Annotated in this window: 10 protein-coding genes; 1 reads left to right on the forward strand and 9 read right to left on the reverse strand. The window is 64.5% G+C overall.

The window, feature by feature from the left end:
* Positions 1-92 precede the first annotated feature (92 nt).
* From EBB56_RS01885 to EBB56_RS01925, 9 genes are all read right to left on the reverse strand, one after another.
* Complete coding sequence (locus tag EBB56_RS01885) at positions 93-1,535, reverse strand: NAD(P)(+) transhydrogenase (Re/Si-specific) subunit beta (protein WP_045991814.1); 1,443 nt, start codon at positions 1,533-1,535, stop codon at positions 93-95.
* A gap of 16 nt (positions 1,536-1,551) precedes the next feature.
* On the reverse strand, positions 1,552-3,123 hold the full coding sequence (locus EBB56_RS01890) for a Re/Si-specific NAD(P)(+) transhydrogenase subunit alpha (protein ID WP_108131474.1): 1,572 nt from the start codon (positions 3,121-3,123) through the stop codon (positions 1,552-1,554).
* 544 nt (positions 3,124-3,667) lie between these two features.
* On the reverse strand, positions 3,668-4,654 hold the full coding sequence (locus EBB56_RS01895) for an alcohol dehydrogenase catalytic domain-containing protein (RefSeq protein ID WP_045991816.1): 987 nt from the start codon (positions 4,652-4,654) through the stop codon (positions 3,668-3,670).
* Positions 4,655-4,669: 15 nt separating this feature from the next.
* Positions 4,670-5,431 (reverse strand): SDR family NAD(P)-dependent oxidoreductase, encoded by a 762-nt coding sequence (locus EBB56_RS01900; protein WP_239452511.1) that lies wholly within the window; start codon positions 5,429-5,431, stop codon positions 4,670-4,672.
* A 2-nt stretch (positions 5,432-5,433) separates the two neighbouring features.
* On the reverse strand, positions 5,434-6,747 hold the full coding sequence (gene hisD / locus EBB56_RS01905; protein ID WP_124802582.1) for a histidinol dehydrogenase: 1,314 nt from the start codon (positions 6,745-6,747) through the stop codon (positions 5,434-5,436).
* A 416-nt stretch (positions 6,748-7,163) separates the two neighbouring features.
* Positions 7,164-8,465 carry a TRAP transporter large permease gene (locus tag EBB56_RS01910; protein WP_231498473.1) on the reverse strand — a complete coding sequence of 434 codons (1,302 nt, stop codon included), beginning with the start codon at positions 8,463-8,465 and terminating at the stop codon, positions 7,164-7,166.
* 20 nt (positions 8,466-8,485) lie between these two features.
* The gene (locus EBB56_RS01915; RefSeq protein ID WP_083970439.1) at positions 8,486-9,049 is read right to left on the reverse strand and encodes a TRAP transporter small permease; all 564 of its coding nucleotides are present in this window, start codon (positions 9,047-9,049) and stop codon (positions 8,486-8,488) included.
* Positions 9,021-10,187 carry a TRAP transporter substrate-binding protein gene (locus EBB56_RS01920; RefSeq protein ID WP_108449797.1) on the reverse strand — a complete coding sequence of 389 codons (1,167 nt, stop codon included), beginning with the start codon at positions 10,185-10,187 and terminating at the stop codon, positions 9,021-9,023. Before EBB56_RS01920 ends, EBB56_RS01915 begins: the two co-directional genes overlap by 29 nt.
* Positions 10,188-10,189: 2 nt before the next feature.
* On the reverse strand, positions 10,190-10,435 hold the full coding sequence (locus tag EBB56_RS01925) for a hypothetical protein (RefSeq protein ID WP_124802584.1): 246 nt from the start codon (positions 10,433-10,435) through the stop codon (positions 10,190-10,192).
* A 293-nt stretch (positions 10,436-10,728) separates the two neighbouring features.
* Here EBB56_RS01925 and EBB56_RS01930 point away from each other — a divergent pair, with 293 nt between their 5' ends.
* Positions 10,729-11,757, forward strand: coding sequence for a LacI family DNA-binding transcriptional regulator (locus EBB56_RS01930; RefSeq protein ID WP_108449799.1), 1,029 nt, complete (start codon positions 10,729-10,731; stop codon positions 11,755-11,757).
* Positions 11,758-11,799 lie beyond the last annotated feature (42 nt).

Below are 11,799 nucleotides of genomic sequence, written 5' to 3' on the forward strand. Positions count from 1 at the left end.
GCCCCTGTGAAGAGGGGCGTCTTCGGGCCCCTACAAGGAGGGGCGTCTTCGGGCCCCTCTAAAGAGGAGCCCTGTACTACACGCGGCTCAGATCAGTCGATCAGCGGAATCAGCGAATCGATACTGGCCCGGGCATCGCCGTAGAACATCCGGGTGTTCTCCTTGAAGAACAGCGGGTTCTCGATGCCCGAGTAGCCGGTTCCCTGACCACGCTTGCACACGAACACCTGCTTGGACTCCCACACCTTGAGCACCGGCATGCCGGCGATGGGGCTGTTGGGGTCTTCCTGGGCGGCCGGGTTCACGATGTCGTTGGAGCCGATGATGATGACCACGTCGGTGGAAGCGAAGTCATCATTGATCTCGTCCATCTCCAGCACGATATCGTAGGGTACCTTGGCCTCGGCCAACAGCACGTTCATGTGACCCGGCAGACGACCTGCCACCGGGTGGATGCCGAAGCGCACCTCCTTGCCGGCGGAGCGCAGCTTGCGCACCAGTTCGCTGACCGCGTTCTGGGCCTGGGCCACCGCCATGCCATACCCCGGCACGATAATCACGCTGTCGGCGTCGTTGAGGGCGCTGCTGACGCCACCGGCGTCGATCGACACCTGCTCGCCCTCGATCTCCTGGGCCGGCCCCTGGGTACCGCCGAAGCCACCGAGGATGACGCTGACGAAGTTGCGGTTCATCGCCTTGCACATGATGTACGACAGGATGGCACCGGAGGAGCCCACCAGCGCACCGGTGACGATCAGCAGGTCATTGGACAGGGTGAAGCCGATAGCGGCCGCGGCCCAGCCCGAGTAGCTGTTGAGCATCGACACCACCACCGGCATGTCGGCGCCGCCGATGCCGAGGATCAGGTGCCAGCCGATGAAGAAGGCGAGCAGAGCGATCAGCAACAGTGTCCAGAAGCCGGCACCGTTGAGGTAGGCGATGGCCAGCACCAGCGAGAGAATCGCCGCACCGGCGTTCAGGGCATGACCGCCGGGGTACTTCTTCGGCTTGCCGTCGATCTTGCCGGCCAGCTTGCCGAAGGCGATCACCGAGCCGGTGAAGGTCACCGCACCGATGAACACGCCCAGCACCACCTCGACCTGCAGGAAGGTCAGCTCGGCAGGTGTCTTGTAGGCCAGAGTAGCGGCGAACGCCGACAGGCCGTCGAGGGACTCACCGGCCGCCTTCAGCGCCAGCACCCGGGCACGTTCCATCTCGGCGTTCCAGCCGACGAACACCGCCGCCAGACCGACGAAGGAGTGCAGCGCCGCCACCAGCTGCGGCATCTGGGTCATCTCGACCCGCTTAGCCACCATGGTGCCGACCACGGCACCGACGATCATCAAGGGGATCATCAGCCAGTAGTTGCCGATGTTCGGGCCGAGCATGACGGAGAACACCGCCAGGCCCATACCGACGATGCCGTACCACACCGCGCGCTTGGCCTTTTCCTGATTGCTCAGTCCCCCCAGCGAGAGGATGAACAGCACACTCGCCGCGATCGCCGCGGCGGTTACGAATTGTTGTCCTAGCATTTCGTCTCTCCGCGGTTCAGGACTTCTGGAACATGGCCAGCATCCGGCGTGTCACCAGGAAGCCACCCACGACGTTGATGGAAGCGATCAGCACCGAGATGCCCGCCAGCAAGGCGACCAACCAGCTACCCGAGCCCACCTGGAGCACGGCACCGAGGATGATGATCCCGGAAATCGCATTGGTCACCGCCATCAGCGGCGTGTGCAGAGAGTGACTGACGTTCCAGATGACCTGAAAACCGACGAAGCAGGCCAGCGCGAAGACGATAAGGTGCTGCATGAAGGACGCCGGCGCCACCAGACCGAGCAGCCCCATGACGATGCCGCCGACCGCCAGCATGGTGACCTGGCTCTTGGTCTGCTTCATGAAGGCAGCGTGTTCGGCAGCCTTGCGCTCCTCCGGTGTCGGCTCCTTCTCCTTGGGCTTCGGCTTGGCCGCGGCGATGGCCTTGACCTTGGGCGGAGGCGGCGGAAAGGTGACCTCACCCTGGTGGGTGACGGTCGCGCCACGGATCACGTCGTCTTCCATGTCGTGAACGATCTTGCCGTCCTTCTCCGGCGTCAGATCGGTCAGCATGTGACGGATATTGGTCGAGTACAGCAGCGACGACTGGGTGGCCATGCGCGACGGGAAGTCGGTATAGCCGACCACGATGACGCCGTTGTCGGTAACCACGCGCTCATCAGGCTTGGTCAGGTCGCAGTTGCCGCCCTTCTCGGCGGCCAGGTCGACCACCACAGAGCCCGGCTTCATCGCCTTGACCATGTCCTCGAGCCACAGCTTGGGAGCCGGGCGTCCGGGGATCAGGGCGGTGGTGATGACGATATCCACCTCGGGGGCCTGCTGACGGAACAGCTCGAGCTGCTTTTCGCGGAACTCGGGGCTGGAGGGCGCCGCATAGCCACCGCTTTCGGAGCCGTCCTGGGAGTCCTCGAAATCGAGGAACAGGAATTCGGCGCCCATGGACTCGATCTGCTCGGAAACCTCGGGGCGCACGTCGAAGGCACGCACCACCGCACCAAGGCTGGTGGCGGTGCCGATGGCGGCAAGACCGGCGACGCCGGCACCGATGATCAGCACCTTGGCCGGAGGCACCTTGCCCGCGGCGGTAACCTGACCGGTGAAGAAGCGCCCGAACTGGTTGCCTGCCTCGATCACCGCGCGATAGCCGGCGATGTTGGCGGTGGAGGACAGCGCATCCATCTTCTGGGCGCGGGAAATCCGCGGCACCATGTCCATGGCGACGACGCTGGCACCCTTGTCCTTGCAGGTCTCGAGCATCTCCTCGTTCTGGGCCGGCCAGAAGAAGCTGATCAGGGTCTGGCCCTGGCGCAGCAGGTCGGACTCTTCCTTCTGTGGCTCGCGCACCTTGACGACCACGTCGGCCTGCTCGAACACCGCCTCCATGCTGTCGACGATAGTGACACCGGCCTCTTCATAGGCGGCGTCGGTAAAGCCGGCAAGCTCACCTGCGCCCGTCTCGATCAGGCACTCGTGACCCAGCTTCTGAATGTGTCCGGCGCTCTCGGGCGTCAGCGCGACACGCGCCTCGCCCTTATGCCGTTCCCTTGGTGCTCCTATCTTCACGATGGATCTCCCATGTGGCCAACGTTATTACGATTGCTTGTTATGGTTTCTTGTTGTCATTCCTACCAGTGTTACCTCTTGTGGCTAGTCTGCACAAGAGGGGATCGCCAGTAATTTGTGCACTGCAATGTGAGAGCAACCACCTGAATCCATTAAGAGAACCGGCACGAAGCGGGGTGTAACCTTATGCCCTTCCGAGCCTCCCAGGCCCGGCGTGCCCGGTCTGGCGGCGTGATCACACCCTGAAGGCAACCTCCAGCGAACAACAACGGAAAATGCAGCCTGAGGTCGACCGCCCTTTCACGATTGAACAAGCGCTCACTCAGCTATTTATTCGCTCAGAAAAAACGTCGAACATCTGCGCCACCTTGCCGACCGGATGAACCCAGAAGATAGCCGAAAGGATGACAGATAGCGCTGGCGACAGGACTGGCAAAAGGATGACAGATAGCGCTGGCAAAAGCGCTGGTGAAGCAACAGGCGACGCACAGCGCGTCCACTCGACATCGCCTGTTCAAAGCGCTGCTCGGTGCCAACGCGGCCCTTACGGATACAGAATGACCTTGGCGGCGGCGCTGCGCCCGCTTGCCAGCTCCTCGAAGGCGGCCGGCCCCTCGGCCAGAGGCCGCTTCTCGACCCAGGACAGCTCCCCCAGCGCACCGGCGTCGAGCAGTGCGACGGCAGCGCGAAGATCACCGAAGCTGTAGGTGTAGGCACCAAGAAAACTCAGCTCCTTCAAGGTGATGGCGCGGGTATCCGTGACCCCATCGTTGTCCTGCAGACCAAGGTGCATGATGGCGCCACCAGGACTAGCCGAGGCCACCGCCATCTTGCGCGTGGGGCCAGCTCCCACACAGTCGAACACCGCTTCCACCGAGTCGGCCCGGGGCGGCGCTTCGCGCGGGTCGAAGGCCTCGAGCCCGACCCTTAGCGCCGCCTCCCGGCGCAGCGGGTTGAGATCGGCGATACGCAGCGAGCGCACCCCGCGCTGGCGCAGGATCAAGGCGGTCATCAGGCCAATGGCGCCGGCACCGATCACCAGCACCCGGGACTCCGCCAGCGGGCGATCGAGCACCCGCTCCAGGCGGTGAATACCATGCACTGCGGTCGCCACCGGCTCGGTCATGGCGGCGATCTCGGCGCTGAGCGTCTGTGGCAGCTCGATCAGGCTGTGATCGGCGATGTTGACCGTCTCGGCGAAGCTGCCGGGGCGATTCATGCCGATCATGCTGCGGTTCTCGCATAGATTCTGGCGCCCGGCCTGGCAGTACTCGCAGTGGCCGCAGACAATCAGCGGGTTCATGGTGACCCGCTTGCCCTTCCAGGCACCCTCGACCACCCGTCCCGCGACCTCGTGGCCCAGGATCATCGGCGGCACCCGCCGGGGATCATGGCCATGGTAGGCATGCAGGTCGGAACCGCAGATGCCGGTGGCCTCCACCTGCACCCGCGACTCCCCCGGCTTGAGCGGCTCGGGCTCGGTGCCACGCATCTCCATCTGCTCGCGAGCGACGTAGAACAAGGCTTGCATGGTGAGTCTCCTGAATCACTTGGCGGTAAAGCCGCCATCGACGTGAAGGATCTGGCCGGTGACGTAGGCCGAGGCCGGGGACGCCAGGAATACCGCCGGTCCCGCGATATCCTCAAGCCGCCCGTTACGGCCGATGGCGGTCTGGCGCGCCAGCGCCTCGGACCTGGCCGCATCATCGAACACCGGTGAGGTCAGCTCGGTAGGAAAGAATCCCGGCGCCAGCGCATTGGCGTTGATACCGTGGCGCGACCAGGCCTCGGCCATGGCGCGGGTCAGCTGGGCGATGCCACCCTTGCCGGCCCCGTAGGGGGCGCTGTCGGGAAAGGCACGACTGGACTGCAGCGAGGCCAGGTTGATGATGCGACCGTAGCCCGCCGCGCGCATCCCCGGAACCAGCGCCCGTGACAGAAAGAACGGCGTGCCCAGGTGGAGCTGCAGGGTCAGCTCCCACGAGGCCAGATCGACCTCTTCTGCCGGCTGGCGCAAGTTCACCCCGGCGGCGTTGACCACAATCTGGGGATCGCCAAACGCCTCGGTGGCGCGATGTGCCACCTCTTCGAGGCCCCTGGCGTCGGCCAGGTCGGCGCTGAGGGCGGCCGCCTGGCCGCCCATGCTCCGAATCCGCTCCACTCCCGCATCCAGCGCGTCCTGACGCCTGGCGGCCAGCACCACCCGGGCGCCGCTCGCCGCCAGTGCCTCGCCGATGGCAAGACCCAGCCCGCTGCTGCCCCCGGTGACCAGCGCCACCCGTCCGTCGAGGTCAAAATCGGGGCGCATGGTCATACGTCCTCTTCCACCGCCAGCACAAAGCGCTCATCGGGATAGTACTTGGCCAGACGGATATCGCCGGTTCGGGCATGGCCTTCCATGCCCTCGCAGCGCGACAGCCTGGCGGCGGTGGCGGCTACGGTGCGGGTGGCCTCGCGGCTCTGGCGCTGGTAGGTCACGATCTTGAGGAACTTCTGGGCGCACAGCCCGCCGGTGTAACACGCCGCCCCCTTGGTCGGGAGGATGTGATTGGTGCCCGAACACTTGTCGCCGAACGCCACCGAGGCTTCCTCGCCGACGAACAGCGAGCCGTAGCTGTTGAGGCGCTCCATCCACCAGTCCAGATCCTCCACCTGCAGTTCCAGATGTTCGGAGGCATAACGATCGCTGACCTCGACGGCTTCCTCCCGGGTATCGCAGACGATGATCTCGCCGTAGTCGCGCCAGGCGGCGTCGGCGGCCTTGCGCTGGGTTTCCGGCAGGTCATCGATACGCGCCTGGATGCGCTGATCCACCGCTTCGGCCAGTTCGCGCGAGGTGGTGAACAGCCAGGCCGGCGAATCCGGGCCGTGCTCGGCCTGGCCAACCAGGTCCTCGACCACGATATCGGGATCGGCCCTGTGATCGGCGATGATGCCGATCTCGGTGGGCCCGGCGAACATGTCGATGCCGCAGCGTCCGAACAACTGACGCTTGGACTCGGCGACGAAGCGGTTGCCCGGGCCGACCAGAATGTCGGCGGGCTTGCCGGTGAACAGTCCAAAGGCCATGGAGGCGATGCCCTGAACCCCGCCCATCTGCAGGATGACGTCGGCACCGGCGAGATCCATCGCATAGAGGATGGCCGGGTGGATGCCGTTCTTGTCCCGCGGCACCGAACAGGCCACCACGTTCTTGACCCCGGCCACCTTGGCGGTGGCCACACTCATGATCGCCGAGGCAATATGCGCGTAGCGGCCACCGGGCACGTAGCAACCGGCGGTCTCCATCGGGATCAGCTTCTGCCCGGCGAACAGGCCCGGAGACAGCTCGGTCTCGAAGCCCTGGATGCTGTCGCGCTGGGCAGCGGCAAACCGGCTGACGCGCTCATAGGCGAAGTGGATATCCTGCTTGAGCTGCTCGGGGACCTTCTCCCTGGCCGCCTCGATCTGGTCACGGCTGACGATGACGTCGCCTTCCCAGCCGTCGAGTTCACGACAGTATTCCCGCGCCTTGGCCTCTCCCCCGGCCTCGATCTCGGCGAGCATGCGCGAGACGACTTCATGGGTCTGGGTGTCGTTGCTGGAGGCATTCTTGTCGGCTTGCTTGTAGTAGTGAATCGCCATGTTGAGTCTCCTTGAGGTCATCGGCCGGTATCGGTCGCCACACATGCTTGAGTCTTGAGCATGCGCAGTGCCTAGGGTGTGCCGTCGACTCGGCCGTGATGCGCCGACGGCGTCGTTGTTCTGGTGAGCGTTGCTCTAGCGAGGCGTGGACCGGCCAGTCGCCTAGCGTCGCCCTCGCCCTCGCCCTCGCTTCGTATCTTTACGTCTACACTTTTGTAAGCGCTTACAAATCCGTTGAAAAAAGGGGGAAGACAGCTCTCCCCCAACCTCTCCCTGGGCTCAGTCCGAAAAGTCGACGAGCGAAGGTTAGACAAGGCAAAAATCGGTGAGAAAGCGCAGTTTACGGGGTGTAAATGAGCATTTTGATCCGATTTTTAACGCCGTATTACCGAGCGCAGGCACTTTTCAGACGAGCCCTACCCTATCGCCCAGGTCGACAACCAAGGCAAATAAGCGATCATCAACACCACGATCAGCATCCCCAGCACGAACGGCAGCGCGTAGCGAGCGATCGACAGCACCGAACAGCGGGTCAAGCCGGACACCACGAACAGGTTGAGTCCCAGCGGTGGCGTGATGAAGCCCAGGCCCAGGGTGGTGACCATCAGGATCGCGAAGTGGAACTCGTTCATCCCCGCCTCCAGCGCCAGTGGCAGCAGCAGCGGCGCCAGGATGACGATGTTGGGGGTGGTTTCCATCACGCAGCCAGCCAGCACCAGAATGCCGATCATCATCAGGATCATCAGCCAGGGGGCGTCGGTGACACCGCTGATTCCGCTGACCAGGGTCTGGGGGATATCGAGGCTGGCCAGGCTCTGCGCCAGCGGCAGGGACACCGCGATGATCGGCACGATGACGCCGCACACCCGCGCCGAGCTCTCCAGCATGCGCGGAATGTCACCCAGCGTCAGGCGACCCTGGCGCAGGCCGATGATGACCACCACCACCACGGCCACCGATGCCGCCTCGGTAGGAGTGAAGATGCCGGTGTAGATGCCGCCCAGGATCACCACCGGTACGAACAGCGCCCAGCGGGCGTCCCATACGGTGTCGATCCAGCGTCGCCAGGAGAAACGCTCGCGATCGCCTTCGAAGCCGTAGATGCGATTGAGCACCATATTGGTGGCCATGACCGAGATCATCACCATCACCCCGGGGATCGCCGCCGCCAGAAACAGCGTCGAGGCGGACATGCCCAGCACCAGGCCCATCACGATATAGGCGATCGATGGCGGGATCAGGATGCCGGTGCAGGCACCGGAGGCCACCAGCGCACAGGCCGCCGGCAACGGATAGCCGCGCTCCACCAGCCGGGGAATGGTCATGCGCCCCACCGCCGCGGCACCCGCCGCGTCCGAACCGGAGATGCAGGCAAAGAAGCCGCAGCCCAGCGTCGTCGAGCTGCCAAGGCCGGTCTTGAGCCCGCCGACGCTGGCCTCGGCCACATCCAGCAACTTGCCGGAAAGCCCCGAGCGCACCAGGGCATCACCGGTCAGGATAAACAGCGGCACCGCGATCAGCGCAAAGGCGTTGATGCCTTCGAACAGCGACTCGCCGAACACCGACAGCGGCAAGGTCTCGGTAAAGGTCAGCATGCCCAGGGTGCCGAGACCGATGGCGACCCACACCGGCACCCCGACCAGGATCATCACGATCAGCGCCGCCAGCGGCGCATAGAAGGTCCAGTCCAGGGAGGCCGCGGCCTGTTGAAGTTCCATGAATTCCATGACGGTCCCCCTCAGTCGAAGAGCTTCTGGCCATCGAAGACCGGATCACCACGTTGCATGCGCCGGATATCCGCCAGCATGCTCTGTACCACCCGCCAGGCGATCAGCAGAAAGCCCACCGGGATGGCGGCCAGAAAGAACGCCTGGGAAACCCGCAGTCCCGCGGTGACCGAACCGAAGTTGATCGATGTCAGCACCGGTGCGATCGACAGGTACAGCGCCCACACCGCCAGCACCAGGGTGGCGATATCCGAGATCCACCAGCCCAGGCGCTTCATGCGAGGCCCGCCCAGGTTGATCAGCACATCGATGCGGATATGGGCGCGGTCCCTGACCGCCGCGGCGGCGGCGAGCCAGGCCAGGTAGATAAAGGCATAGCGCGCCAGCTCCTCGCCCCACACCGAGGAGTAGTTGAGGGCGAAGCGACGAATCACCTCCACCGCCACCGTCAGGATGATCAGCGCGTAGAAGGTCAGCAGCAGCCAGCGCTCGGTGCGGCGATCGACGTCGTCACAGCGCAGGCGCAGGGCGCGCCAGCGCGTGTCCTTAGGCGTTGCTGTCGACGAAATAGCCATTTTGCACCTCCGTGGCGGCCAGCAGTTTGTCGAATGCCTCCAGCGACCCCGCCAGCTCACGCTTGGTCTCATCCCAGGCGGGCAGCTGATGGCCACAACGCTCGACCCACTGGGCCTTTTCCTCGTCGCTCAGGGAGTAGACCTCGACGCCGGCCAGGCGCATCTGGTCATGGGCGTAGGCTCGCGCCGCCGGGACCTTGGCGAGGTTTTCGCGGAAGGTGACATCGGACGCCTGCATGACGGCGTCCTGAAGCTCGCCATCCAGGCTGTCGAACCAGGCCTTGTTGCAGGTGTAGACCTGGGCATCCGGCACCGACTGGATGGTGGAGATGCTCGACAGCACGTCGGTGAAGCCGAACACCAGCAGGGCCTGGACGCTGGGGTCGAGGGCATCGGCCACGCCCTGCTTGATCGCCGACGAGGTCTCGCCCCAGGCCACCGGCGTCGGGTTGGCACCGGCCAGTCGATAGACCTGCTGCAGGATCTGCGAGGACGGCACCCGGAACTTGATGCCGGAGATGTCATCGGGGACCCGCACCGGGCCATCGAGCAGCCCATCGCGCACGGCGACGGTCCTCGGGTCGATGCAGATATAGGACAGCACCTTGAAGCCGCGCTCCTCGACCTTGTGGTGAACGGTGTCGCGCCAGGCGTCCGAGGTCACCAGATTGATCAAACGCTGGTTCTCGCCACACCAGTAGGGAATGTTCACCAGGTCGGCTTCCGGGGCGAAGGACGACAGGTTGGACAGCGAATGCTGGGCGATGGCGATGGAGCCGTTCTGGACCATCGAGATCAGCGCCCCGCCGGTGGCGAGCTGGCCACCGGGCGCCAGCTTCACGTAGAGCCGGCCGCCGGAGAAGTTCTGCAGGTTCTCCTTGAAGTTGAGCTGCATGATCGGATAGGCCCGCGAGGCGCCCAGGGTATAGCCGGTGGCGAGCACGATGGTGGACTCGGCCGCGTTCTCTCGCTCGGACTCTTCCTTGGCGGTGGCCGCCATGGCGCTTTCCGAGAACAACGCACCGCCGACCGCACCGACCACCGCCGCGGTAAAACCGAACTTCGCCACGGTGCCCATGAACAGCCGTCTTTCCGGCTGACTGGGAGCACCACTGTCATTGGTGATGAAATCTCGCATGGTCATTGTCCTTGTTGTGTGGTTGGCGTGCCCGGCTCGGCGCCAGACGGCGCCTTGCCCTCGAACTTGAGGCAGGCAGAGACGAAGAAGGCGGTAGCGAGCGTCAACAGCACCGCCTCGTAGGCGGCTTCCAGCGCCCACATTCCCGGTACATAGCGCTGGATGGAGACGTTGATGAAAAAGGCGGCGAACAGACATATCGACAGCCATAACATCAACTTGGCTGAGGACGAAGACGACCTGGACATGGGTGGCGACTCCCGACTCTCGTTGTATTTGGTGGTACGCGTCGTTGTCGATCTTGCTGAGCCTGGACCGGCTCCGCTCGAAGCCGTGGTCAGGCTAACGAGGCAAAAATGCAGCAGTGAACTACGATCAACGCTGTCTGCTGCTATAATTGTAAGCGCTTACATGGCGCACCATTCAAGGTAGATTCCTCTATAGGACTTGTCCAGCCAGAATCCTGTAAAGGACCTTCGACTTTAGCCGCAACCGTGGCGCCGATCGGGTCACACCGGTGGCGCCACCCAGGAGAGGCCAGATGAACGATCGTCCCACCAGAGCGTTGCTGGAAGATGTGGCCCGGGAGGCCGGGGTCTCGACGGCGTCTGTCTCGCGGGTGCTCAACGGCGCACCCCACGTCAGCGACCGCCTGCGAAAGAAAGTGGAGGCCGCCGTCGGCCGCCTCGGCTACGTGCCGGATGGTTCGGCCCGTGCACTGGCCTCGCGCCGCATCGGCGCCATCGGTCTGCTGGTACCGACCCTCGACAACCCGATCTTCGGCACCATGGCCAACAGCCTGGAGCGGCGCCTCAAGGAGCATGACTGTCGTCTGCTGCTGGCCACCTACCGCTACGACCTCGAGGACGAACTGCAGGCGCTGCGGACGCTGGTCCAGCATGGCGTGGACGGCGTCGTGTTGATCGGCCATGAACACCTTGCCGACGCCTACCGTCTGCTGCACCAGCGTCAACTGCCCTTTCTCACCAGCTGGCAGACCCATGACAAGGCCGAAGCCCCCTGTATCGGCTTCGACAATCGCGGCGCCGCCAGACAGCTGGCGAGCCACCTGATCGACCTGGGCCACCGCCACCTCGCCATCGTCACCGCACCCTATGAACACAATGACCGTGCCCGGGCCCGCTTCGACGGGTTCAGCGATGCGATTGCCGCTGCCGGTTGCCCGGCGCCGGACGTCGAGGTGGTGGAGTATGGTGTCGCCGAGGGTGCCGACGCCTGCGCCAGACTGCTGGAGATGCCCTCCCCGCCCACGGCGCTGCTTTGCGGCAATGACACCCTGGCCTTCGGCGCCCTGCTCGAGGCCAAGCGACGCGGGCTCGACCTGCCTCGGGAACTGTCGATCACCGGCTTCGACGACCTGCCCCAGGCGGCCTACATGTCGCCATCGCTGACCACCGTCTCGGTGCCCGCCAGTGACATCGGAGTGCATGCCGCCGACGCCCTGATGACGTGGATTCGCCATCGCGAGCGGCCCAGCGACCTGCACCTGGATGCCAGCGTCCAGCTAAGGGGATCGACGGCGCCGCCACTTGCCGGACGCGGCCAGTAGGGTGGCTGAGCTGGCTGATAAAGCCGTTCAGCAAAGCTATTC

It is taken from the genome of Halomonas sp. YLB-10 (assembly GCF_003856855.1).
Taxonomy (GTDB): domain Bacteria; phylum Pseudomonadota; class Gammaproteobacteria; order Pseudomonadales; family Halomonadaceae; genus Halomonas; species Halomonas litopenaei.

Bases quoted from the DNA above. Each gene is read 5' to 3' on its own strand.
- EBB56_RS01885 (WP_045991814.1), bottom strand. From the start codon at position 1,535: ATGCTAGGACAACAATTCGTAACCGCCGCGGCGATCGCGGCGAGTGTG.
- EBB56_RS01895 (WP_045991816.1), bottom strand. From the start codon at position 4,654: ATGCAAGCCTTGTTCTACGTCGCTCGCGAGCAGATGGAGATGCGTGGC.
- EBB56_RS01900 (WP_239452511.1), bottom strand. From the start codon at position 5,431: ATGCGCCCCGATTTTGACCTCGACGGACGGGTGGCGCTGGTCACCGGG.
- hisD (WP_124802582.1), bottom strand. From the start codon at position 6,747: ATGGCGATTCACTACTACAAGCAAGCCGACAAGAATGCCTCCAGCAAC.
- EBB56_RS01910 (WP_231498473.1), bottom strand. From the start codon at position 8,465: ATGGAACTTCAACAGGCCGCGGCCTCCCTGGACTGGACCTTCTATGCG.
- EBB56_RS01915 (WP_083970439.1), bottom strand. From the start codon at position 9,049: ATGGCTATTTCGTCGACAGCAACGCCTAAGGACACGCGCTGGCGCGCC.
- EBB56_RS01920 (WP_108449797.1), bottom strand. From the start codon at position 10,187: ATGCGAGATTTCATCACCAATGACAGTGGTGCTCCCAGTCAGCCGGAA.
- EBB56_RS01925 (WP_124802584.1), bottom strand. From the start codon at position 10,435: ATGTCCAGGTCGTCTTCGTCCTCAGCCAAGTTGATGTTATGGCTGTCG.
- EBB56_RS01930 (WP_108449799.1), top strand. From the start codon at position 10,729: ATGAACGATCGTCCCACCAGAGCGTTGCTGGAAGATGTGGCCCGGGAG.